The organism is Arthrobacter phoenicis (genome assembly GCF_047238215.1).
Lineage (GTDB): Bacteria > Actinomycetota > Actinomycetes > Actinomycetales > Micrococcaceae > Arthrobacter.
The window spans coordinates 2,393,783-2,418,159 of record NZ_JBDFMK010000001.1; the positions used below are offsets into that span (position 1 = coordinate 2,393,783).

Genomic DNA, 24,377 nt, shown 5'->3' on the forward strand with positions numbered 1-24,377 from the left:
CGGAGGGGCGGCTCCAAGGTTACGCTAACGGCTATGGATAGCCCCCTCCTGATCGCCTGCGCCCACGGAACCGCCAACCCCGACGGCGCCGCCGAAGTCAACGCCCTGCGCGCCGCCATCGCCGCCCTCCGCCCCGGACTGGAGGTCCTCGAGGCCTACGTCGACGTCCAGGAGCCCGCCCTGCCCGACGTCGTCGCGGGGCTCCCCGCCGGGCGGAGCGCCGTCGTCGTGCCGCTGCTGCTGAGCATCGGCTACCACGTCAAGGTGGACATCGCCCGGGCCGTGGGCAGCCGCCCAGGAACGGCCGCCGCGGCGCCGCTGGGACCGGACCCGCGCCTCGCCGCCTTGCTGGACCGTCGGCTGCGGGAGGCCGGGGTGACGGACAACGACGCCGTGATTGTCGCCGCCGCGGGCTCCTCCGACCCCACTGCCGCGGACAACGTCGAAGAGCTCGTGGGTCAGCTGCGGGCCCTCCGTTCAAACCGGATCGTCGCCGCCTACGGAGCCTCCGCGAAACCGTCCGTTCCCGAGGCCGTCGCAATGCTGCGTGAGGAGGCTGCCGGGGGAGCGGGGGCCGGGGCGTCCGCCGGCGCCGTCGACCTCGGCGGCCGGGTGGTGATCGCGTCCTACCTGCTGGCGCCCGGGTTCTTCCACAACCAGCTCGCCAAGGCCGGGGCGGACCTGGTCACCGCGCCGCTGCTGCCCTCCCCGGACCTCGCCCGGATCGCCTTGGACCGCTACGACGCGGCCGTGGCCGGATCCTAAAGGTCCGCAGATGACGAATTGTTGCCCACGGTGACCCCGCGTTTCTGATCCGTTGTCGGCCGATTCGGCCCGCCCCTACAGTCGAGCCATGACTGATACAGCTCTAGCCGGAGCGCCCCAGGACCAGACCGCCGGCGGCCGTGCGGCCCGCGCCGCTAGGCCCGGCCGGCCCGCCGCCAAGCCGCACGGGCAGTGGAAGGTGGATGGCACCGCGCCGCTGAACGCCAACGAAACCTGGAAGCAGGAAGACAACGGCCTGAACGTGCGCGAGCGGATCGAGTCGGTCTACGCCAAGCACGGCTTCGACTCGATCGACGGCACCGACCTGCACGGCAGGTTCCGCTGGTGGGGCCTCTACACCCAGCGCAAGCCCGGGATCGACGGCGGCAAGACAGCCACCCTGGAGCCGCACGAGCTCGAGGACAAGTACTTCATGCTCCGGGTCAGGATCGACGGCGGCGCCCTCACCACCGAGCAGCTGCGCGTCATCGGCGGGATCTCCGTGGACTTCGCCCGGGACTCGGCCGACCTCACGGACCGGCAGAATATCCAGCTGCACTGGATCCGGGTCGAGGACGTCCCCGAGATCTGGCGCCGCCTCGAGGCGGTGGGACTGTCCACCACGGAGGCGTGCGGCGACGTGCCCCGCGTGATCCTGGGCTCCCCGGTGGCCGGGATCGCCAAGGACGAGATCATCGATCCCACCCCGCTGATCCGGGAGCTCGCCGAGCGTTTCATCGGCGACCCCGAGCTGGCCAACCTGCCGCGCAAGTTCAAGACGGCCATCACCGGCCATCCCAGCCAGGACGTGGTCCATGAGATCAACGACGTCGCCCTGGTGGGCCTGGTCCACCCCGAACTCGGCGCCGGCTACGACCTCTGGGTGGGCGGCGCGCTCTCCACCAACCCGATGCTCGGCAAGCGCCTCGGCGCCTTCGTCCGCCCGGACCAGGCCGCCGACGTCTGGCTCGGCGTCACCAGCATCTTCCGCGACTACGGCTACCGGCGGATGCGCACCAAGGCCCGGCTCAAGTTCCTGCTGGCCGACTGGGGTCCGGAAAAATTCCGCCGGGTCCTTGAGGACGAATACCTCGGCTACACGCTCAGCGACGGCCCGGCCGCGCCCAAGCCCGCCACCCCCGGCGACCACATCGGCGCCCACGAACAAAAGGACGGCAGGTTCTTCATCGGCGCCACCCCGGTGGCCGGCCGCCTCTCCGGCAGCCAGCTGGTGGCCCTCGCCGACACCCTCGAATCCCGCGGTTCGCGGCGGCTGCGGACCACCCCGCACCAGAAGCTCGTGGTCCTGGACGTCCCCGGCGACCAGGTGGAACCGCTCGTCGCCGAGCTCGACGCCCTGGGCCTCTCCGCCCGGCCCTCCGTGTTCCGCCGCGGCACCATCGCCTGCACCGGCATCGAATTCTGCAAGCTCGCGATCGTCGAAACCAAGGCGACGGCGGCGACGGCGGTGGCCGAGCTGGAGCGGCGCCTCGCCGACCTCGTTGACACCGGGAAGCTGCCGGAGTCGCTGTCCCTGCACATCAACGGCTGCCCCAATTCCTGCGCCCGCATCCAAACGGCGGACATCGGCCTCAAGGGCATGATGCTTCCCACGCCCGACGGCGACCCGACCCCCGGCTTCCAGGTCCACCTCGGCGGCGGACTCGCCTCCACGGACCGGGAGGAAGCGGGCCTCGGCCGCACCGTGCGGGGTCTCAAGGTCACCGCCGACGAACTGCCCGACTACGTGGAGCGGGTGGTGCGAAAGTTCGCCGCCACCAGGACCGAGGGCCAGAGCTTCGCCGAATGGGCCTTCGCCGCCGACGAAGGGGACCTGCAGTGACCGCCGCCCTCCGTAGTCGCGAGGAGCTCAAGGCCCTCGCCGCTGCCGGGGCCGCCGAACTCGGCTGGGACTCCCCGGCCGGCGAGGTGATCGGCTGGGTGGCGCGCACCTTCGAACGGCCCGCCGTCGCCGTCGCATGCTCCATGGCCGACGCCGTCCTGCCTGCCCTCGTCGCGGAACGGATCCCCGGCGTCGACGTGCTCTTCCTGGACACCGGGTACCACTTCCCGGAAACCTACGCCACGCGGGATGAGGTGGCCGCGAACCTGCGTGTCACTGTCGTGGACGTGCTGCCCGAGACCACCGTGGAGCAGCAGGACCGGCTGCTGGGCAAGGAGCTCTTCGCCCGCGACGCCGCCCAGTGCTGCGCGCTGCGCAAGGTCGCCCCGCTGCGCCGCACCCTGGCCGGCTACGAACTCTGGTTCACCGGCGTCCGCCGCGACGAGGCTCTCACCCGCACCAACACCCCGCTTGTGACCTGGGACGAAGCCAACGGACTGGTCAAGGTCAACCCGGTGGCGGCCTGGACCTTCGACCAGCTGGTGGCCTACTCGGAGGAGAACCTCCTGCCTGTCAACCCGCTGCTCGCCAGTGGCTACCCCTCCATCGGCTGCCAGCCCTGCACCCGCCAGGTCGCCCCCGGCGAGGACCCCCGCGCCGGCCGCTGGGCCGGAACCGACAAGACAGAATGCGGACTACACGTATGAGCAATGTTGAGACTTTCGTGGCTGGCTACGCCTCCACAGCAGATGCCGCTGCGGCTCCCCCGTCGGCCCGCCTTTCCAGCCTCGACACGCTCGAGTCCGAGGCAATCCACGTCATCCGGGAGGTTGTTGCCGAGTTTGAGCGGCCCGCGCTGCTGTTCTCCGGGGGCAAGGACTCCGTGGTGATGCTGCACCTGGCCACTAAGGCGTTCTGGCCCGGGAAGGTGCCGTTTCCGGTGCTGCACGTGGACACCGGGCACAACTTCCCCGAGGTGATCGAGTTCCGGGACCGGACCGTGGAGCGGCTGGGACTCCGGCTGGTGGTGGGCTCCGTGCAGGAGTTCATCGATTCCGGCGAGCTGGCCGAGCGCGCGGACGGCACCCGCAACCCGCTGCAGACCGTGCCTCTACTGGACGCGATCAGCCGCAACCGGTTCGACGCCGTCTTCGGCGGCGGCCGCCGGGACGAGGACAAGGCCCGGGCCAAGGAACGCATCCTCAGCCTGCGCGACGAATTCGGCCAGTGGGACCCGCGCAACCAGCGCCCGGAACTCTGGAACCTGTACAACGGCCGGCACACCGTGGGCCAGCACGTCCGGGCCTTCCCGATCAGCAACTGGACCGAACTGGACGTCTGGCGCTACATCGAACGCGAGAACATCGACCTGCCCGGCCTCTACTACGCCCACGAGCGCGAGGTCTTCGCCCGCGACGGCATGTGGCTCGCCGTCGGGGAGGTCTCGCAACCCCGCCCCGACGAGCAGGTCATCACCAGGACGGTCCGCTACCGCACCGTCGGGGACATGTCCTGCACAGGCGCCGTCGAATCCGCCGCCGCCACCGTGCGCGACGTCGTGATTGAAGTTGCCGCCTCCACCATCACCGAACGTGGCGCCACCCGGGCCGATGACCGCATCTCCGAGGCCGCCATGGAAGACCGCAAGAAAGACGGCTATTTCTAATGAGCACCATTCCCGCCACCCAGGATGCCGCCGCCGCAGACCTGGGACTCTCCTCCGCCTCGTTGTTCCGGTTCGCCACCGCCGGCTCGGTCGACGACGGCAAGTCCACCCTGGTGGGCCGGCTGCTGCACGATTCGAAAGCCATCCTCGCCGACCAGCTCGACGCCGTTGCCCGTACCTCCGCGGACCGCGGCTTCGGCGCGGCGGACGGGGAGACCGGAGGGCAGCGGATCGACCTCGCGCTGCTGACCGACGGGCTGCGCGCCGAACGGGAACAGGGCATCACCATCGACGTCGCCTACCGCTACTTCGCCACCGACCGGCGCAGCTTCATCCTCGCCGACTGCCCCGGGCACGTGCAGTACACCCGGAACACGGTGACCGGAGCCTCCACCGCGGACGCCGTCGTGGTCCTCATCGATGCCCGCAAGGGCGTCCTGGAACAGACCCGCCGGCACCTGTCCGTGCTGCACCTGCTGCGGGTGCCGCACGTGATCGTGGCGGTGAACAAGATCGACCTGGTGGACTTCAGCGAGGACGTCTTCCGCACCATCGAGGCCGAGGTGCAGCACGTGGGCCGCGAACTCGGGCTGGGGGACGGGGACGGTTCCGGGCTGCTGGTGGTTCCGGTGTCCGCGCTCGACGGCGACAATGTCGTCGACCGGTCCGCGCGCACCCCCTGGTACCGCGGACCGGCGCTGCTGGAGATACTCGAGACCCTCCCGGCCGCGGACGAGATCGAAACCCACCTGGAAAGCTTCCGCTTCCCGGTCCAGCTGGTGGTCCGGCCGCAGGGGGCGCTGGCCCCCGACGCGATCGCCCGCGGCCTCAACCCCGGCGCGTACCGCGACTACCGGGCCTACGCCGGCCAGATCACGGAGGGCGCGGTGAAGCTCGGTGACTCGGTTACCGTCCTGACGCCCGGGCAGGCGCCGCGGAATACCACGGTCACAGGGATCGACTTCGCCGGCCGGCAGCTCACGGAGGCCGTGGCCCCGCAGTCGGTGGCGCTGCGGCTGGCGGACGAGTTCGATGTCGCACGCGGCGACACGATCGCGGCGGCCGGGACGATTTCCGAGTCCACCGCCGACCTGTACGCCTCGCTCTGCTGGCTCTCGCCTAAGCCGCTGCGGGAGGGGGCCAAGGTGCTGGTCAAACACGGCACCCGCACTGTCCAGGCCCTGGTCCGGACCCTGAGCGGCAGGCTGGACCTCGGCAGCTTCCGGGTTGAACCGGCCACCACGCTGGAACTGAACGACATCGGCCACGCCCAGCTCCGGCTTGCCGCTGCGCTGCCGCTGGAGAACTATCAGCGCCACCGGCGGACCGGCGCGTTCCTGGTGATCGACCCGCGGGACGGCAACACCCTCGCCGCGGGACTGGTCCGGGACCACCCCGGCGACCACGAGGACGAGCGCTACAGCATCTGAGCCAGCATCTGAGTCGCCATCTGAGCCGCGGCGGAGGCGGCGCCCAACGACCCTAGCCGCTGCCAAACCGGTGGAGGACAATGGGCGCCATGCCGGAGAACACGGCTCCCATCCCGGCCCCAGCGCCGAAACGCGGCTCTGCACTGGAATCTGGCCCTGGCGGTGAACCCGCCGGGCCGCCGCCCGCGGTGCGGGCGCAACTGCTCGCCACCGAACACTGGAGCCTGCTGGCCTCCCGAAGCACCACCCAGAGCGAGGTCCTGACCCGGATCAGCATGTTCCTCACGCTGACCTCCGCCGGGCTGGTCAGCCTGGCCCTGGTGGGCCAGGCGACGGGGTTCACCGGGCTGTTCCCGGTGTACGAGCTCTCGGTCCTCGGCTTCGTGACGCTGGTGGGAGTCCTCACCCAGGTCCGTGTCATGAACGTCGGCATCGAGGACCTGATGTACGTGATTGCCATGAACCGGATCCGGGCGGGGTATGTGAGCCTGGACCCCGGGCTGGCGCCGTATTTGATGTCCTCCCCGCACGACGACCGGTCCGGCTCCGAGCAGACCTATTTCTTCTTCCGCAACCGGAGGCACGTAAGCCAGTTCCTGGGCAGCAGCATGGTCTTCATCGCCGCGGTCAACGCCGCGCTCGCGGGCCTCCTGACCGCGGCCGCCGCCGGAACCCTGGCCGCCCCGGTGCCCGTCACCGTGGGGCTCGGCGCGGTCGCCGCCGTCGCGTACCTCGCCGTCGCGCTGGTCCGCAGCGGCCGCCGCTACTTCGGCCTCTGGACCCGCTACTCACCGCGCTTTCCGACACCGCCGCAGGGCTGACCCCGTCCCGGTGCGGCGCCCAGTGTGACGCTGCGTGAACCCCCGTGACCCCCGGTTTCCGGACCGTTTAACCCGGTTCGGACTGCTCCCTAGGGTGAAGCCATGACAAGCTCACAGCCCCGGACCACCCGGATCGTTGCCGGTGAACCGGGACCTTCCCGGCACCACAAAACCCGGCACAACAAGTCCCGGCGCCGCCGCGGCCTCGAGGTGGGCGTCGCCGTCGGACTCGCCCTGCTCATCGGGGCGGGCGCCGCCGTGGCCTCCACCGTCAGCCGCGGCCCGGCACCGGGCCCGGACGCCGGCACGGCCGGGGGCACCCCCGCGGCCGAACTCAAACTCGGCTACTTCGGCAACGTCACCCACGGTGCCGCCCTGATCGGCGTCAGCAAGGGCTTCATCGCCGCAAGCCTCGGCCAGACCAGGCTCAGCACCCAGGTCTTCAACGCCGGCCCCGCCGCCATCGAGGCCCTCAACGCCGGCGCCATCGACGCCACCTACATTGGCCCCAGCCCGGCGATCAACTCCTTCGTCAAGAGCAAGGGCGAATCCATCAGCATCGTCGCCGGTGCCGCCTCCGGAGGCGCCCAACTGGTGGTCCGGCCGGAGATCAGCACGCCTGACCAGCTGCGCGGAAAGACGCTCGCCACCCCGCAACTGGGCGGCACCCAGGACGTGGCGCTCCGGGCCTGGCTGGGCAGACAGGGCTTCCACGTCAGCCCCGGCGGCGGCGGCGACGTCACCATCAACCCCACCGAGAATGCCCAGACCCTCAAGCTTTTCCAGGCCGGAAAGCTCGACGGCGCCTGGCTGCCCGAACCCTGGGCGTCCCGGCTTGTGCTGCAGGCTGGCGCCAAGGTCCTGGTGGACGAAAAGGACCTTTGGGACGGCTCGCTGTCCGGCGCCCCGGGACAGTTCCCCACCACCGTGCTGATCGTCAACAAGGCCTACGCAGCGGCCCACCCGGACACCGTCAAGGCGCTGCTCAAGGGCCACGTCCAGGCCGTGGACTGGCTGCAGCACGCCCCGGCCGCGGAGAAGGCCGCCGCCCTGAATACCGCGCTCAAGGACGCCGGGGGTGCCGAGCTGCCCGCCGACGTCGTGGACCGCTCCCTGCAGAACATCGTCTTCACCGTCGACCCGCTCGCCGGCACCTACCCGAAGCTGCTGCAGGACGGGGCGGACGCGGGCATCACCAAACCCGCGGACATCAGCGGCATCTTCGACCTGACAGCCCTCAACGCCGTCTCCGCCACCCACGTGTCCGCCCGGGGCCTGGGCAGGGACTGACCACCCCGCCACCACCGCAACCAAGGGAGGACCTCCTCATGCCGGTACTGCTGGAAAACCTCGGAAAGACTTTCGACGACGGCGCGCCCGTCCTGGAGGACGTGAACGCCAGCATCGGCGCCGGTGAGTTCGTGGCGCTGCTGGGCGCCTCGGGCTGCGGGAAATCCACCCTGCTGAACATCATCGCCGGGCTGGAGGCGCCCACCGCAGGAGCCCTTGAGGTGCCCAGCGACGGGGCGGCGTTCATGTTCCAGGACGCGGCCCTCTTTCCCTGGCTCACCGCCCGGGAAAACGTCGAACTGGCCCTCACGCTCCGCGGGGTGGGGAAGGCGGAACGACGCCGGACGGCCGGGGAACTGCTGGACCTGGTGCACCTTTCCGGTGCGGGCGGCAAACGCCCGCACGAGCTCTCCGGCGGCATGCGCCAGCGGGTGGCCCTGGCCCGGGCTCTGGCCCAGGACCGGCCGTTACTACTGATGGACGAACCCTTCGCCGCGCTCGACGCCATCACCCGGGACCTGCTGCACGACGAACTGGAACGCGTCTGGCAGGAAACCGGCCGGACCATCATCTTCGTCACCCACAACGTCGCCGAGGCGGTGCGGCTCGGCCAGCGCGTCCTGCTGCTCTCCTCCCGCCCGGGCCGGGTGGTCCAGGAATGGCAGGTCACCGAAGAGCACCGCACCGACCCCGGACTGGCCGGACAACTTACCGGCGCCATCACCGCCCGGCTACGCGAGGAGATCCGCCGCCATGCCCACTAGCCCCACCGCCGCACCCGAAGCAGCTGCCCCGGCCGGCGCCCGGGAGGAGACTGTTCGTCCCGGCGTCGAAGACCTCCGCCAGTTGGAGGCCGGCCTGGACTCGTTGCAGTCCGCCGCTGCCCGGACCGCCCGCATCGACTGGTCCCGGGTGCTGCTGCCGGTGGCCGCGCTCGCCGTGCTCCTCCTGGCCTGGCAGGCCTACGCCTGGCTCGGCATCAAACGCCGCGACCTGGTCCCTGGTCCGCTCGACGTCGCCGGGCAGCTCGGTGCCCTCTGGGGTGAGGCCACCCTGCAACAGGCCGTGGCTACCTCCCTGCAGCGCGGCGCCGCGGGATTCGTCATCAGCGTGCTCATCGCGACGCCGCTGGGCCTGCTGCTGGCCCAGGTGGCCCCGCTCCGGCGTGCCTTCGGGCCGCTGATCTCCGGACTGCAGGTGCTGCCCTCGGTGGCGTGGGTGCCGGCGGCCATCATCTGGTTCGGCCTCAGCGACGCCACCGTCTACTTCGTGGTCCTGATGGGGGCCATCCCGTCGATCATCAACGGCCTGATCTCCGGCGTCGACCAGATCCCCCCGCAGTACCGCCGCGTCGGCTCCGTCCTCGGCGCCTCCCGGCTGGACCTGACCCTCCGGATCATCCTGCCCGCCGCGCTGCCCGGCTACCTGGGCGGACTCAAGCAGGGCTGGGCCTTCTCCTGGCGCTCGCTGATGGCCGCCGAAATCATCACCGTGGGCGGCAGCATGGGCTTCGGTCTGGGCTCCCTGCTCAACCAGGGCCGCGATCTCGCGGACATGACGGTGGTGCTCGCCGCGATCCTGCTCATCCTCGCCATCGGCATCCTGGTGGAACTGCTGGTCTTCGCCCCGGTGGAGAAGCACCTGCTCCGCCGCCGCGGGCTCCTGGCCGGCAGCACCCGCTGAGCCGGCGGACCAGAGATGACAGCCCAGATGACGCCCCGTGACCTCGCGTGAACCGGTGTTTCCCGGCCGCTGGTCGGCCCGCCCGGCCCGGACCTACCCTCGACGCATGACCATCCAGGACATCTATCCCGCGGCACTGCGCCTGCTCGGCCGCCCAGTACTCGTGGTGGGCGGAGGACCCGTCGCCGCCCGTCGCGCCAAGGGCCTGCTGGACGCCGGCGCCCGGGTCACGCTCGTCGCCCCGGAGGCCGGGGCCGGGGTGCGGGAGCTGGCCGACGCCGGGCTCCTGGCCTGGAAGGCCCGGCCCTACCGCCCCGGCGATGCCGACGGCGCCTGGTTCATCCAGACCGCCACCGGGAACCCGGCCGTGGACGCACAGGTCGCCGCCGACGCCGAGGCGCAGCGGACCTGGTGCGTCAACGCCTCCGACCACGAGGCGTCCGCCGCCTGGACGCCCGCCGTCGCCGTCGTGGACGACGTCAAGATCGCCATCAACGCCGGGGGAGACCCGCGCCGGGCCATGGCGCTGCGCGACGCCGTCGCCACCGCCCTGGACACCGGCGACCTGCCGCTGCGCCGCCACCGCGTTCAGACGGACGCAGCCACCGGCTCCGTCGCCCTGGTGGGCGGCGGCCCCGGCGACCCCGGCCTGATCACCGTCCGCGGCCGGCGCCTCCTGGGCCAGGCCGACGTCGTCGTCGCCGACCGGCTGGGACCCCGGCAACTGCTCGACGAACTCGCCCCCGACGTCCGCGTGGTGGAAGTCGGCAAGACCCCCGGCCACCACCCCGTCCCGCAGGCCGAGATCAACCGGATCCTCGTGGCCGAGGCCTTGGCCGGCCACCGCGTGGTCCGGCTCAAGGGCGGCGACCCGTACGTCCTGGGCCGGGGCGGCGAGGAGGCCGAGTACTGCCGGCAGCACGGCGTGGACGTCGAACTCGTCCCCGGCGTGACGTCCGCGGTGTCCGTCCCCGCCGCCGCCGGCATCCCGGTCACGCACCGCGGCCTGGCCAGGGGCTTCAGCGTGGTCACCGGCCACGAGGAGCTCGCGGAGGTGCCGGCCCGGGCCGACCACACTGTCGTCCTGCTCATGGGCGTCGGGCGGCTGGGCGAATCCGCGGCCACCCTCGCGGCGGCGGGTCTGCCCGCGGCAACGCCGGTTGGCATCGTGGAGAACGGCTACCTGCCGAACCAGCGGGTCACGATCGGGACGCTCGGGACCATCGCGGACCAGGCGGAGGCCGCCGGGGTGGCGAACCCCGCCGTCGTGGTCATCGGCGACGTCGTCCGGGTCAGCCCCTACGCCCCGCCGTACTTCAAGACCGCGGATTACAGCACCACCTCCCCGAACACCCCGCGCGTCGCCGCCCCCTAGGCACGCCCGGAACCAGCCACCGCTCGAACCAAAGGAACACAGCCGTGTCAGCAACCCTCCCCACAGGAACCCCAGCGCGTCCCCTCCGCGTCGCCGTGATCGGCGCCGGTCCGGCCGGCGTCTACGCCGCGGACATCCTGACCAAGAGCGAGGCCGTCACCAGCGGCGCGCTCACCGTCAGTATCGACCTCTTCGACCGGTACCCGGCGCCCTACGGCCTGATCCGCTACGGCGTGGCCCCGGACCACCCCCGGATCAAGGGGATCGTCAACGCCCTGCACAAGGTCCTGGACCGCGGCGACATCCGCTTCTTCGGCAACGTCACCTACGGCCGCGACCTTACTCTCAGCGACTTCCGGGCCTTCTACGACGCGGTCATCTTCGCCACCGGTGCGATCAAGGACGCGGACCTGAACATCCCCGGCATCGACCTGGAGGGTTCCTTCGGCGGCGCGGACTTCGTCTCCTGGTACGACGGGCACCCGGACGTGCCGCGGGAGTGGCCGCTGGAGGCCAAGGAGATCGCGGTGATCGGCAACGGCAACGTGGCCCTGGACGTGGCCCGGATCCTGTCCAAGCACGCCGACGACCTGCTGGTGACCGAGATCCCCGACAACGTCTACGCCGGGCTGAAAGCCTCCCCGGTCACCGACGTGCACGTGTTCGGCCGGCGCGGCCCGGCGCAGGTGAAGTTCACGCCGCTGGAACTGCGCGAACTCTCCCACTCCAAGGACGTGGACATCGTCCTCTACGCGGAGGACTTCGAGTTCGATGAGGCCTCGGATGAGGCGATTCAGTCCAACAACCAGATCAAGACCATGGTGGGCACGCTGACGAACTGGATCGCCGAGCAGCCCGAGGACCTCTCCGAGCTCACGGCCTCGCGGCGGCTGCACCTGCACTTCCTGCACAGCCCGGTCGAGGTGTACGACGACGCGACGGCGCCGGGCACCGTGGCCGGGATCCGCTTTGAACGGACCGAACTCGACGGCACGGGCAACGCCCGCGGCACCGGCGAGTTCGTCGACTACCCGGCCCAGGCCGTCTACCGCGCCATCGGCTACTTCGGCTCTGCCCTCCCCGAGGTGGACTTCGACCACAGCAAGGGCGTGATCCCGAACGACGGCGGCCGGGTGCTGGACACCGCCGGCAGCCCGGTCCCCGGGATCTACGCCACCGGCTGGATCAAGCGCGGCCCGGTCGGCCTGATCGGCCACACCAAGGGCGACGCCCTCGAGACCATCACCCTCCTGCTGGAGGACCGGGACACCCTCCCGGCCGCCCCGGCACCTGCCCCGGACGCCGTCGTCGCCCTGCTGGAGGAACGCGGCACCGACTTCACCACCTGGGAGGGATGGCTGGCGCTGGACGCCCACGAACGGGACCTGGGCGGCCGCGCCGCTGACGCGGGCCTCCGGCGCGAGCGCATCAAGGTGGTCCCCCGGGACGAGATGGTGGGGATCTCCCGCGGCGGAGTGACGGCGCAGGTCTAAGGAACACCGCGCGTCCAAAGTGGCGGCATTCCGGGCGGATAGTCAGTAGGCTTACCGTCATGAACGCACACTCGATGCTCGGGCCGCTCCGGTGAGGCTCCGCCGCAGCAACGCCTCCGGCCGCGGCTACCGACGCGTGCCCTCCGGGTCCGGGTTCAGCTACAAGGACCTGGACGGTTCCACCATTCCGCCCGGCGAGCTCCGGGACCGGCTGGAAGGCCTCGGCATCCCGCCGGCCTGGACGGACGTCTGGATCGCCCCCTACGAGAACGGGCACATCCAGGCCACGGGTGTGGATGCCGTCGGCCGCCGGCAGTACATTTACCACCCGACCTGGCGGGAGCGGAAGGACCGGGTGAAGTTCGACCGGTCGCTCCAGCTCGCCGAGACGCTGCCCTCCGCCCGGCGCGGGGTCACGCTGGACCTCCGGTCCGAGGGTCTGACCCGGGAGCGGGTCCTCGCGGCCGCCTTCAGGATGCTCGACAGCGGTTCGCTGCGGGTCGGCTCGGAGCGCTACACGAACGAAAACGGCAGCCACGGCCTCGCCACCCTGCTCTGCGCCCACGTCACCGTCCGCAAGGACGAGCTGCGCCTGACCTTCCCGGCCAAGAGCGGCAAGACCTGGGAGTCCCGCATCGACGACGCCGACCTGGCTGCCGTCGTCCGCTCGCTCAAGCGCCGCGGCGGCAACGCCCGCCTGCTCGCCTACAAGAACGGCCGCAGCTGGCACCCCGTGACGAGCGCCGAAATCAATGAGTACGTCAAGGAGCGCACCGGCGGCGACTTCACCGCCAAGGACTTCCGGACCCTCCGGGGCACCGTCGCGGCCGCGGTGAGCCTGGCCAAGAGCGGTCCGCAGCCCAAGGTCTCGGCACGGAAGCGGGCGGTGAGCCGGGCCATGGTGGACGCCTCCGCCGTCCTCGGCAACACGCCCTCGATCGCCCGCAAGAGTTACGTCGACCCGCGGCTGCTGGACCACTTCGCCGCGGGGGAGACCATCGACCCCAAGCGGCTGGACTCGGCCGAGTCGGAGATCCGCGCCCTGCTCTACCAGGAGGGCAACGTGGTGCCGCTGCGCTGAGCTGCGCTGAGGGCCGCCGGGCCCGGCTACATCCGCCCGAAGCGGGCCCGGATCAGGGCAAACAAGCCGTAGGCCATGAAGCCGGCGCCGATGGCCAGCAGCAGGAACGGGCCGAACGGATGATGCTGGAGGGCCTTCAGGCTCCCATCCAGGCCGGTGGAGGAGGCGGGGTCGTCGGTGACCTCGGCCATGACGAACAGCAGCCCGGTGAGGATCAGGGCCACGCCCTTCGCGACGTGCCCGGCCACACCCAGGCCGCTGATCAGGTGGCCGCGGTGGGTGCCCTCGAAGTGCCGCAGCTCCTCCTTGAACTTCTTGCCCAGACCTTTGACCACGAAGTACACGCCGATCCCGCCGACGGTCAGGCCCAAGCCGATGAGCAGCGGTCCGCCGAGCGGGCGGCTCATCAGATTCTCGCTGAGGGCGGCGGTGGAATCACCTGAGTCGCTGCGGACCCCGATCGCGAAATTAGCGAAGGTCCAGCCCACGCTGCCGTAGGCCACTGCCAGGAACCCGGAGGAGACCAGCTTGCCCAGGCGCTCGCCGCGCGGCAGGTGCCGTGCCCGCAGGGTGGCCTCGCTGAGCTGCCACAGCGCCAGGCCCGCGCAGCCGATGAACCCGGCCCACATCACCGCCGGGCCCCACGGGTTGTCGGCAAGCTGTTCGATGGCACCGGTGGGTTCGGCCTGGCCGGGCGCCCCCAGGACCAGGGCCACGGCGATCGCGCCGATGACGATGTGCAGCAGGGCCATTACCGCGAATCCCCAGCGGGCGACGACGTCGAGCGCCCGGCTGTTGGAGGCGGCCTCGGCCGCGTCGACGGCGCCGTCGAGTCCGCCGTCGACGTCCGGTGCCGTGCCGCCGCCACGCACCCAGTCCGTCTGCCGTTTCATGGCCCTGAGTTTACGCGCCGGGAGGGTGTGTCCCGGACGTTGACGCCAGTGGCCGGCCGGCGGTGAGGCCGGACTTCACACTTGTTGGTAAGTGTGCTTACTATGTGCTGGGGCATGGTTGATCCTTGGCCGTGCCGGCCCGAACCCGCAGACAGACGATAGGAAGCTCATCATGGCAGGAAACCTCGTTGCACGTTCCATTCACGATTTGACCGCAGGCGCCTGGTTTGGCGGCTCGCTGATGGGCGCCATCGGACTCAACGGCGCCACCGCGGAGGCCAAGGACCCGGCCGAGCGCACCCGCCTCTCCAGCCTGGGCTGGAAGAAGTGGGCCCCGTACCAGACCGCGGCCTTCGGCGCGCACTTCCTCTCCGGCCTGGCCATCATGTGGGAGAACAAGGGTCGGATGGCCAAGCAGGACGGCGTCACCCGACTGAGCATCTACAAGTCGATCGTGACCGCCGCCGGTGCGGGCGTCACCCTCTACGCCGGCATGCAGGGCGCCAAGGTTGAGAAGCTCGCCGCCGAAGGCGCCGAGGGCGCCACCGAACCGAAGCCGGGCGCCTCCGAGGAACTCCGCTCCGCGCAGCAGCAGTTGAAGATCCTGCAGTGGGCCATCCCGGTCTTCGCCGGCTGGGTGATCGTCCTGGGCGCGAAGCACGGCGAGATGCAGCGGCCGAAGAACGTCCTCAAGGGCCTCGGCCGCTCCTAATCCTTCAGCAGCACCGTCCTTCCGCGGCACCACCACGGCGGGGTCGGAACCGGCCCGGGAACCATCCCGGCACCGGATCCGGCCCCGCCGTGCTGTGCGGGCAAACAGTGGTTCGGCGGATTTCGGGCCGACGAGCGGAGCGGGGGCGCGGCTCAGGACGGCGGCCGGGAGCCCTAACGTGGGTGGCGGGCGCTGAGCCGCTGCACGGCCAGGGCCAGCCAGAGCTGGACCCGGTCCGCGGTCTGGGCCGGGTCGTACCCGGTCAGGTCCGTGATCTGGGCCAGGCGGTAGCGCACCGTGTTCCGGTGCAGGGTCAGCTCCTCGGCCACCGCGGCAACGGAACCGTTGTTGTTCAGGTAGCTCTCCAGCGTTGTCATCAGTTCCGCCCCGTGCGCGGCGTCAAACTGCCGGAGCGGGTTGAGCGATTCGTTGGCCATGTCCGCCAGCGGGACGTCCTCGCTGGCCAGCAGCAGCGAGGTCAGGCTCAGCCGTTCGGGTTCGTTGACCGGAAGGCCGTGGCTGGCCGCCTCGCGGGCCTCGAAGTAGCTCCAGCGCAGCCCGTTCGGTTTGGTGTATGCCCCGCCCAGTCCGATCGTGGCATGGATGCCGGCCTCGGCCAGGTGGTCGCTGAGGTTGCGGGCCAGGGCGCTGGCGCCGCTGCCGTCGTCGGCGACCACCACCACCAGGTCCTTGCCCACGACGGCGGTCACGGCGGCGCGCAGAGGCTGGGGCAAGGAGGAACTCCCCAGCTGCTTGGCGTGGGCAGGCGATTCGGCCAGCAGCACCACGTTCTTGCGGGTGCTGTCGACGCCGATCCCGGCGAGCCGGCGGGCGGCCTCGGTGGGCTCAAGCGTGCCGTGGATGACATCCTCCAGCACCTGCCCGGCGAGGGCCCGCTGCGCCTGCCGCTGCTTGACCATGTTGTTCAGTTCGACGCTGATCAGGTTCTGGGCGTAGCCGATGATCCCGGTGTCCTCGAAGGGCTGCTTCACCCACAGGGTGCAGGCGTCCCGGCGTCCGGTGGGAATCGGGTAGGACGCCCAGCCGTCAGTGCTGGGGGAGGACCCGCCCGGGGCGCTGTTGTAAAGCTCCGCGGTGAACTGGGTCAGGATTAGGTCGGTGCGCAGCATCGTCCCGAGGTGCTTGAGGAGTTCGGCCAGCCCGCCGCCGGTGAGCAGTGCCCGGGCCAGGATCTGGTGCCCGGCAATGAGCCGCTCCAGCTTGGCGTAGTGGTCCGCGGATTGGGCGTCCGCCACCAGCTTGCCGATGGCGATGAACGGCGTCTCGTAGGGAACTTCCACCACTGGCAGCCCCCAGCGGTTGGCCTCCGCCACCAGGGCCGGCGGGACCGCCTCGTGGGTTAGGCCGACGCCGAAGCCGATCCCCACCGCACCGGCCCGCTGCACCTGCCGCACGAAGCGGCGCTGTTCCGGGGCGGACCGGAGCCGCATGCCCGTGGTGAGGACCAGTTCCCCGCCGTTGAGGAAGCGCTGCGGGTCCTCCTGCTCGGTAACCGCCACCCAGTGGATGTCCTGGTGCCAGGTGGTCTCGGCCAGGCCGGCCTTCGTCAGCCGCAGGGACGGAACCCCCAGCAGGGCGGCGAGAGAAATTGCCATGGATTCAGGATAGCGGCGTGCTGGTCAGGCGCACTAAAGTGCCGCCGGGCCGGTGTGCAGCTGCCTATTCCACCCCCAAGCACCCTGGCATAGGCTCGGAGCAGTCACCGATCCCCTCATCCCTGCCTGACCCAGGCCAGCACGAAAGAGGTTGTACACCGTGGTTCAAACCTTGCAGAACTTCATCAACGGCGAGTTCGTCACGCCTGCCGGCACCGGCCTGCTGGACATCGTCAACCCCGCCACCGGCGAGGTTGTGGCGAAGTCCCCGATCTCCGTCCAGGCTGACGTCGACGCCGCCATGACCGCCGCGAAGGACGCCTTCGCCAGCTGGAAGCACGTCACCCCGGGCCAGCGCCAGCTGATGTTGCTCAAGCTCGCCGACGCCGTCGAAGCCAACAGCGACGAGCTCGTCGAGGCCCAGCACCGCAACACCGGCCAGGTCCGCTCGCTGATCGCCGCCGAAGAAGTCGCCGCCGGCGCGGACCAGCTCCGCTTCTTCGCCGGGGCCGCCCGCCTCCTCGAGGGCAAGTCCGCCGGCGAGTACATGGAAGGCCACACCTCCTTCATCCGCCGCGAACCGATCGGCGTCGTCGCCCAGGTCGCCCCGTGGAACTACCCGTTCCTGATGGCCATCTGGAAGATCGGCCCCGCCCTGGCCGCCGGGAACACCGTGGTGCTCAAGCCCTCCGACACCACCCCCGAATCCACCCTGGTCCTGGCCCGCCTCGCCGGCGAAATCCTCCCCGCCGGCGTGCTCAACGTGGTCCTCGGCACCGGCGAGACCGGCGCCATGATGGTCGAGCACAAGGTCCCCGGGCTGGTCTCCATCACCGGCTCCGTCCGGGCCGGCATCGCCGTCGCCTCCGGCGCCGCGAAGGGCCTCAAGCGCGCCCACCTGGAACTCGGCGGCAAGGCCCCCGCGATCGTCTTCAAGGACGCGGACATCAAGAAGAGCGCCGCGGCGATCGCCGAGTTCGCCTTCTTCAACGCCGGCCAGGACTGCACCGCCATCACCCGCGTACTGGTCGAGGATTCCGTGCACGACGACGTCGTGGCCGCCATGGTGGAGCACACCAAGACCCTGCACACGGGCTCGCAGAACGACGAAGACAACTACTTCGGCCCGCTGAACAACGTCAACCACTTCAACGCGGTCACCTCCGTGGTGGAGAACCTGCCGGAGAACTGCCGGATCGAAACCGGCGGCCACCGCGCCGGGGACAAGGGCTTCTTCTTCGAGCCCACCATCATCACCGGCGCCAAGCAGACCGACGACATCGTTCAGAAGGAAACCTTCGGCCCGGTCATCACCGTGCAGAAGTTCAGCAGCGAGGCCGAGGCGATCGAGCTGGCCAACGACGTCGACTACGCCCTCGCCTCCAGCGTCTGGACCACGGACCACGGCACCGCGATGCGCGTCAGCCGCGACCTGGACTTCGGCGCGGTCTGGATCAACACCCACATCCTGCTCACCGCCGAGATGCCGCACGGCGGCTTCAAGCAGTCCGGCTACGGCAAGGACCTCTCGATGTACGGCGTCGAGGACTACACCCGGATCAAGCACGTGATGACCGCACTCGATGCATAACGCCAATGCATAACGCTGTCGCATAACGCAGGCTCCTGCCGACCACTTCACCCTGAGAAAGGCCCCGCCATGACCACCACCGCCAACGAACTCACCTACCGCCTGGAGCAGAAGCGCCGCGTGCAGGCCGACTTCCCCGGCCCCAAGTCCGTCGCCCTGACCGAGCGCCGCAAGGCCGTCGTCGCCTCCGGCGTCGCGTCCAGCGTCCCGGTTTACGTCGCCGACGCCGACGGCGGCATCATCCAGGACGTTGACGGCAACTCCTTCATCGACCTCGGCTCCGGCATCGCCGTCACCAGCGTGGGCGCCTCCGACCCCGCCGTCGTCGGCGCCGTGAAGGAGGCCGTGGAGCACTTCACCCACACCTGCTTCATGGTCACCCCCTACGAGGGCTACGTGGCCGTCGCCGAGCAGCTGAACCGGCTCACCCCGGGCGACCACGAGAAGCGCACCGTGCTGTTCAACTCCGGCGCCGAAGCGGTCGAGAACGCCGTCAAGGTGGCCCGCCTCGCCACCGGCCGCGACGCCGTCGTCGCCTTCGACCACGCCTACCACGGCCGCACCAACCTGACCATGGCGCTGACCGCCAAGGCCATGCCATACAAGACCAACTTCGGCCCGTTCGCGCCCGAGGTCTACCGGATGCCGATGAGCTACCCGTTCCGCGAGGAAAACCCGCAGATCACCGGTGCCGAGGCCGCCAAGCGCGCCATCACCATGATCGAGAAGCAGATCGGCGGCGAGTCCGTGGCCGCGATCATCATCGAACCCATCCAGGGCGAAGGCGGCTTCATTGTCCCCGCCGAGGGCTTCCTGCCCGCCCTGGCCGCCTGGGCCAAGGACAAGGGCATCGTCTTCATCGCCGATGAGGTCCAGTCCGGCTTCTGCCGCACCGGCGAATGGTTCGCGGTCAACCACGAGGGCGTCGTCCCGGACATCATCACCATGGCCAAGGGCATCGCCGGCGGCATGCCGCTCTCCGCGATCACCGGCCGCGCCGACCTGCTCGACGCCGTCCACCCGGGCGGCCTCGGCGGAACCTACGGCGGCAACCCCGTGGCTTGCGCCGCGGCACTGGCCGCGATCGGCTCGATGGAGCAGTACGACCTGAACGCCCGTGCCCGCCGGATCGAGGAACTCGCCACCGGCAAGCTGCGTGAGCTCGCCGCCGAACTCGGCGAGGACTCCGTGGTGGGCGACATCCGCGGCCGGGGCGCCATGCTCGCCGTCGAACTGGTCCAGCAGGGCTCCAAGGAGCCCAACCCGGAGCTGACCAAGGCCGTCGCCGCCGCCTGCCTCAAGGAGGGCGTCATCATCCTCACCTGTGGCACCTACGGCAACGTCATCCGCCTGCTCCCGCCGCTGGTCATCAGCGACGAACTGCTCACCGACGGCTTGGAAGTCCTCGCGGCCGCCATCAAGGCCCACGCCTGAGCGTTCAGCCTTGGCTAAACCGGCCGGACGGCCGGCCCGGTTCCTGACCCGGGCCCGGTAAGCACCCGGCAGCAGTACTCATCCGAAGCAGCACCCCCGCATCGCGGGGGTGCTGCTTTTTTGTTTCCCCTCCGTCGCTCCGGCCCCTTGAGCACCACTTGCGGGCCCCGCCGGAGGCTGGCCGGGTACTAAAGGCCCTAGCGCGCGTAGCCACAGGTAGCCCGCGGAAAATACCCATGTCAGAGCCGCATTTCGGTCCGCGTAGCCCCGGCCCGCCGACTACTCAGACCGGGGCCGGGAGGGGACCTTTGCCTAGGTAATCACTCGGTCCTTTTTGTAGTACCGGCTACTCGTGTTCGCCCTCCGGCCGCCTCCGTACCGTGGAAGTGAAGAAAGGGCCGGCAGCCGATGCTGGCAGGCCCCCATGAGGGGAGTCGCCATTGAAAACCTCATCACAACTCAACCCCCGGCGAGGGACCCGGGGAACGCAGGGGAGACCTCCTGCCTGACACGGCACCCACGGCCCACGCAACCGGAGCTTAGTCCGGTTCACTCCGCTACCGCGGACCGGCCACCACCCTGCGTTAGCGCGCCCCGATACCGGAAACCACTCTGTTCCGGCGGGGAATGCACCGTGCGCGGCCACCGCGCCATGGACGTCAACGATGCCGATCCGTGGGGGCCGTGGCACCAACTTTTGCACGAGAGAGGGGACATGCAAATGATTCAGCGTCTACATACCCAACACCCAAACACCCGGCATCTATCCGGCCGGCTCCACCGACATCCACTCGTCGGCTGCCTTGCCGGCACCCAAGCCGGCGGCAGCATGGCGCGCACCGTGACGGCCGGAGCGGTTTCCGGCGCGCGTGCCTTCAAGGAGGTGCCGGCATGACCGGGCCGTTTCCCGCTGCCGTAGCCGTGCCCGCGGAGACGACCTTCGGCCGGGACGGGGCGCTGTTCGAGGCCCTGCTGGGCTTCGTCGCACAGATGAGCCTGGTGTTGTGGGCGCTCGTTATCTTCACCGTCCTTGTCCGTTTCGTCGGCAATCCGCGTATACCGCCGCGCCGCCAGGCGTGGTGCCGCACGCCAGTCCGCCGTCGTCGCCTCCCCGGTGGACTCCCCTGCGGACCTGCTGCCTCAGGCGGTTACCGCCGTGATCGACGCAGCCGTCGAGGCGGCCCAGCCGGCGGTCAACGCCGTGATCGACGCCGCCGTCGACCTGATCCAGCCGCCCGAAGCGCGCCCGGCCACCGTCGCCGCCAGCGTGGCGCCGGTAGCGGCCGGGCACCCGGCGGACGACCCGCCCGGGGCGGGCCTGCCGTCCGCCGGGCCGGCGCCCTTCCCGGCCGCCGCGGGTCCGGCCCTGGCAGCGCACGGCGCGGGCGCGGCCATCACGCTGCCCTACCGGCGGCCCCGTGACCTGCACCCCACGGCCCGCACCGACGAGCACCTCCCCGCCATGTCAGCGAGGGCAGCGAAGCCGTGAGCCTGGATATGCCGCTGCTGACGTTCTGGCTGTTCGCCGGCGTCAGCATCCTGTACGTGATGCACTTCGGCCTGTACCTGGTCGGTGCCAACTTTTACGACGTGTGGCAGCAACGCCGCAAGGCCGTCAGGGCCGTCCCCCGCCGCGTCGACTTCGAACCGGAGTGCGCCGCGACCGCCACCTGGACCCGGCGCGCGGCGCCCGAGGTCCCGGGACTGGTCTCGATCATTGTCGCCGCCCACAACGAGGAAGCCGTCATCGTCCGGACCCTGGACTCGATCGGGCGGAGCCTGTACCGCTCCTTCGAGGTGATCGTGGCGGATGACGCCTCGACTGACCTGACCGGCCGCCTGGTCCGGGACTACCAGGTTCGCCATCCCGGCATGAACCTGCGGATCGTGCGGATGCACCACAACGTGGGCAAGGGCGCCGCCCTGAACGCGGCGTTGCGCCGGCACGCCCGCGGCCAGTTCGTCATGACCCTGGACGCCGACTCGATCATCGCCCCGGACGCCATTTCCAACGCCCTGGCCTACTTCGAGGACCCCTACGTGGCCGGCGTTGCCGCCAACGTCAAGATCCTGGAGGAGACCACCGCGCTGGGCATCCTGCAGCGCTTCGAACACATGATCGGCTACCGCTCCAAAAAGCTGTACTCCCTGATGAACTGCGAGTTCGTCGTCGGGGGAGTGGCCTCCACCTACCGGATGCGGGTGCTGCGGAAGGTGGGCTTCTACGACACGGACACCCTCACGGAGGACATCGGCCTGAGCGAGAAGGTCACCAGTCTCGGCAACCGGCGCTTCCGCCTGGTCTACGGCTCCGACGTCGTGGCCAAGACCGAGGGCGTCATGAGCCTCCGGGCGCTGGCGAAGCAACGCTACCGCTGGAAGTACGGCAGCCTGCAGAACCTGATCAAGTACCGCGGCATGATGTTCAACCCCAGCCGCCGCTACACCCGGACCCTGGCCTACTACCGGATGCCGATGGCCCTGCTGAGCGAGTTCACCCTGCTGATCTCCCCGCTGGCGTGGACCTACGCCGTCTACTGGTCCCTGGTGACCAGGACACCGGCGCTGGTCCTGGGCGCCTACCTCACCATCACCGCTTACACGCTGATGACCATCTGGCTGGATGAAAACCTCAACTCCCGGGAACGCACCCGGCTCACCGTCTACGCGCCCACGGCGTACTTCCTCTTCTACATCATGGACCTGGTCCAGCTGACGGCGGCGGTCCGCTGCATCGTCCGCTCCCGCGGCCTGTTCCGCCGTCCCGCAGTGAACACATGGAAGTCGCCGCAGCGGGCCGGAAGCACGACGGCGGTGGTAGCCCATGGCACGTAGGCGCCCCTGGATCCTGAGGCTGCTGCTAAACCCCCTGGTGGTCATCGCTGCAGTGGTGGCCCTGGTGGCGGCCGGGTGGATGCTGTACACGGGCGCCACCAACGGCATCGCCCAGGCCCGCCCGGGTGCGAACCTGATGCCGCCGCTGGTCCGCACCGCGGAGGGCTCCGCCGGCTCAGTCTCCGGAGCCGCGAACGCCGCGCCCACCGGAGGCTGGACCGTCAACCACAGCGGGGACGCCAAAACCTCCCTCGACGTGACGGACGGGCAGGTGATCGGCCAGGCATTGAAGCTCGATATCACCGGCTACTCCTCCGGGGACGTCACGCTGACCACGCCCCGCGTCAACGTCGCCCCCGGCAAGACCTACTTGTTCAAGGCCTTCGCCAGCAGCGACGCCGATTTCACCCTGCTGGCCCGGCACCACCACGCCGACGGCAGCGCCACCCTCGAACAACTGCGCAACCCGCTGCAGAAACCCGGAAATTCCCCCTTCACAGTCAGCGACGCTTTCGACACCAACGACAAGACGACGGCGGTGGAGTACGTCTTCCGGCTGGCGTCCAAGGGCACCCTCCGGGTTGAAGGCGCCTACCTGGAGGCGGCCGACGACGTCCGCGTCCCGCCCGCGTCCCCGGCCGGACCGAACCTGATCCCCCCGCCCGGCCCCGCCGGCCCGCAGCCCGGCGATGCCGACGGCTGGGCCCCCTTCACCTACGGTGCCCTGGCCATGCAATCCGGCCGGGGCGTGGACCAGGACGGCGGCTTCTTCTGGACCCGCATCAGCAACTACCAGAACGGCGAGGGCAAATGGCAGTACCCGCCGGTCACCGTGAGTCCGGACCGCTCCTACGAATTTGGCGCCAGCTACCGGGCCGACCGGGAGGTGGACGTCGTGGCCGAGTTCGAACTGGCCGGCGGCGGACGGACATTCCGGAACCTCGCCACCGTGCCGCCGGCCGGGGAGTGGACCACGGTCAGCGAGGTCGTCCAGGCCCCGGCCGGAGCCACCTCCGTGATGGTCACCCTGATCTCCCACGCCAACGGAACCACGGCCGTCCGCGGTTACTCCCTGAAGGACATCACCCGCCCCGGGCCGCTGCGGTGGAACCAGCCGATGGTCTCCATCACCTTCGACGACGGCTGGCAGTCGGTGTACGACAGGGCGCTGCCGCTGCTGAACAAGCACAACTTCGTCTCCACGCACTACATCAACGCCAGTTCCATCGAGACGCCGAACTTCATGACCGCGGCCGAAATCCAGCAGCTGCACCGGTCCGGGCACGAGATCGCGGCGCACAGCTACCAGCACCTGGACCTGACCTCCATCGGCACCGGCGCACTGGATGAGCAGCTGCGCAAGAGTGAAGACGGGCTGGCCGCCGCCGGGCTTTCCACCGATGACCTGGCGCCCCCGTACGGGCGCACCGATCCACAGGTCCAGTGGTACGCCGGGAAATACTTCAACGTCATCCGCGGAACCGACGACGGCATCAACACGCGGCAGAACCTCGACCCCGAGGACCTGAAGGTCCTTTACGTCACCGACGAAACCACGCCGGAAACCCTCAAGGAAGCGCTCGCCGAGACCGCACAGGCCAACGGCTGGCTCATCATGGTCTACCACCAGATCTCGGCTCCCGATTCGACGGGCACCCAGGAACACACCATCGCGGCGGACCGAAGCACCATCACGAGCGACGCCCTTGCCACCCAGCTCCAGATCATCGCCGACAGCGGCATCCGGGTGCAGACGGTAGCGAAGGCGTTCACGCAGCTGCAGGGACCCTGACCGCCGTCCGGCGGTGCGGCCCCGCAGCTGAGGTCACCCAAGAGATACGGAGAAATT

The 24,377-nt window shown here is 70.1% G+C and carries 20 protein-coding genes; 18 read left to right on the forward strand and 2 right to left on the reverse strand.

Annotated features, from left to right (window positions below):
- Positions 1-33 precede the first annotated feature (33 nt).
- The 12 genes from ABC337_RS11260 to ABC337_RS11315 all read left to right on the forward strand — a co-directional run bounded on the left by ABC337_RS11260 (position 34) and on the right by ABC337_RS11315 (position 13,447).
- On the forward strand, positions 34-765 hold the full coding sequence (locus ABC337_RS11260) for a sirohydrochlorin chelatase (RefSeq protein ID WP_412883880.1): 732 nt from the start codon (positions 34-36) through the stop codon (positions 763-765).
- 88 nt (positions 766-853) lie between these two features.
- Positions 854-2,608 (forward strand): nitrite/sulfite reductase, encoded by a 1,755-nt coding sequence (locus ABC337_RS11265; RefSeq protein WP_412883879.1) that lies wholly within the window; start codon positions 854-856, stop codon positions 2,606-2,608.
- Complete coding sequence (locus ABC337_RS11270; RefSeq protein ID WP_412883878.1) at positions 2,572-3,315, forward strand: phosphoadenylyl-sulfate reductase; 744 nt, start codon at positions 2,572-2,574, stop codon at positions 3,313-3,315. The genes ABC337_RS11265 and ABC337_RS11270 overlap by 37 nt, the downstream gene beginning before the upstream one ends.
- A complete protein-coding gene (gene cysD / locus ABC337_RS11275; RefSeq protein ID WP_412883877.1) occupies positions 3,312-4,274 on the forward strand; it encodes a sulfate adenylyltransferase subunit CysD in 963 nt (320 codons plus the stop codon). The genes ABC337_RS11270 and cysD overlap by 4 nt, the downstream gene beginning before the upstream one ends.
- On the forward strand, positions 4,274-5,704 hold the full coding sequence (locus ABC337_RS11280; RefSeq protein WP_412883876.1) for a sulfate adenylyltransferase subunit 1: 1,431 nt from the start codon (positions 4,274-4,276) through the stop codon (positions 5,702-5,704). Before cysD ends, ABC337_RS11280 begins: the two co-directional genes overlap by 1 nt.
- 89 nt (positions 5,705-5,793) lie before the next feature.
- Positions 5,794-6,525, forward strand: coding sequence for a hypothetical protein (locus ABC337_RS11285; protein ID WP_412883875.1), 732 nt, complete (start codon positions 5,794-5,796; stop codon positions 6,523-6,525).
- Positions 6,526-6,627: 102 nt separating this feature from the next.
- Positions 6,628-7,815, forward strand: a complete 1,188-nt coding sequence (locus tag ABC337_RS11290; RefSeq protein ID WP_412883874.1) for an ABC transporter substrate-binding protein — start codon at positions 6,628-6,630, stop codon at positions 7,813-7,815.
- Positions 7,816-7,853: 38 nt separating this feature from the next.
- Entirely contained in the window at positions 7,854-8,579 is a 726-nt protein-coding gene (locus tag ABC337_RS11295; protein ID WP_412883873.1) for an ABC transporter ATP-binding protein, read from the forward strand.
- Positions 8,569-9,498, forward strand: a complete 930-nt coding sequence (locus ABC337_RS11300) for an ABC transporter permease (protein WP_412883872.1) — start codon at positions 8,569-8,571, stop codon at positions 9,496-9,498. Before ABC337_RS11295 ends, ABC337_RS11300 begins: the two co-directional genes overlap by 11 nt.
- A 106-nt stretch (positions 9,499-9,604) precedes the next feature.
- Positions 9,605-10,873 (forward strand): uroporphyrinogen-III C-methyltransferase, encoded by a 1,269-nt coding sequence (cobA, locus tag ABC337_RS11305; protein WP_412883871.1) that lies wholly within the window; start codon positions 9,605-9,607, stop codon positions 10,871-10,873.
- A 44-nt stretch (positions 10,874-10,917) separates the two neighbouring features.
- Positions 10,918-12,366 carry an FAD-dependent oxidoreductase gene (locus ABC337_RS11310; RefSeq protein WP_412883870.1) on the forward strand — a complete coding sequence of 483 codons (1,449 nt, stop codon included), beginning with the start codon at positions 10,918-10,920 and terminating at the stop codon, positions 12,364-12,366.
- Positions 12,367-12,457: 91 nt separating this feature from the next.
- Positions 12,458-13,447: a DNA topoisomerase IB gene (locus ABC337_RS11315; RefSeq protein ID WP_412883869.1), complete on the forward strand. Its 990-nt coding sequence runs from the start codon at positions 12,458-12,460 to the stop codon at positions 13,445-13,447.
- Positions 13,448-13,473: 26 nt separating this feature from the next.
- Here the strand turns inward: ABC337_RS11315 and ABC337_RS11320 are convergent, their stop codons facing one another.
- Entirely contained in the window at positions 13,474-14,340 is an 867-nt protein-coding gene (locus ABC337_RS11320; RefSeq protein ID WP_412883868.1) for a DUF1206 domain-containing protein, read from the reverse strand.
- Positions 14,341-14,512: 172 nt separating this feature from the next.
- Between ABC337_RS11320 and ABC337_RS11325 the strand changes: the two genes are divergently transcribed.
- Positions 14,513-15,052, forward strand: a complete 540-nt coding sequence (locus ABC337_RS11325) for a hypothetical protein (protein WP_412883867.1) — start codon at positions 14,513-14,515, stop codon at positions 15,050-15,052.
- A 173-nt stretch (positions 15,053-15,225) separates the two neighbouring features.
- Here ABC337_RS11325 and ABC337_RS11330 read toward each other — a convergent pair whose 3' ends face one another.
- Positions 15,226-16,668 carry a PucR family transcriptional regulator gene (locus ABC337_RS11330; protein ID WP_412883866.1) on the reverse strand — a complete coding sequence of 481 codons (1,443 nt, stop codon included), beginning with the start codon at positions 16,666-16,668 and terminating at the stop codon, positions 15,226-15,228.
- A 160-nt stretch (positions 16,669-16,828) separates the two neighbouring features.
- Between ABC337_RS11330 and ABC337_RS11335 the strand changes: the two genes are divergently transcribed.
- The 5 genes from ABC337_RS11335 (at position 16,829) to ABC337_RS11355 (ending at position 24,320) form a co-directional block, all read left to right on the forward strand.
- A complete protein-coding gene (locus ABC337_RS11335) occupies positions 16,829-18,259 on the forward strand; it encodes a gamma-aminobutyraldehyde dehydrogenase (protein ID WP_412883865.1) in 1,431 nt (476 codons plus the stop codon).
- Between the two features lie 69 nt (positions 18,260-18,328).
- Positions 18,329-19,693, forward strand: coding sequence for a 4-aminobutyrate--2-oxoglutarate transaminase (gene gabT / locus ABC337_RS11340; RefSeq protein WP_412883864.1), 1,365 nt, complete (start codon positions 18,329-18,331; stop codon positions 19,691-19,693).
- Positions 19,694-20,723: 1,030 nt separating this feature from the next.
- Positions 20,724-21,182, forward strand: a complete 459-nt coding sequence (locus tag ABC337_RS11345) for a hypothetical protein (protein ID WP_412883863.1) — start codon at positions 20,724-20,726, stop codon at positions 21,180-21,182.
- Positions 21,179-22,528: a glycosyltransferase family 2 protein gene (locus tag ABC337_RS11350; RefSeq protein WP_412883862.1), complete on the forward strand. Its 1,350-nt coding sequence runs from the start codon at positions 21,179-21,181 to the stop codon at positions 22,526-22,528. Before ABC337_RS11345 ends, ABC337_RS11350 begins: the two co-directional genes overlap by 4 nt.
- Positions 22,518-24,320: a polysaccharide deacetylase family protein gene (locus ABC337_RS11355; protein WP_412883861.1), complete on the forward strand. Its 1,803-nt coding sequence runs from the start codon at positions 22,518-22,520 to the stop codon at positions 24,318-24,320. The genes ABC337_RS11350 and ABC337_RS11355 overlap by 11 nt, the downstream gene beginning before the upstream one ends.
- Positions 24,321-24,377 lie beyond the last annotated feature (57 nt).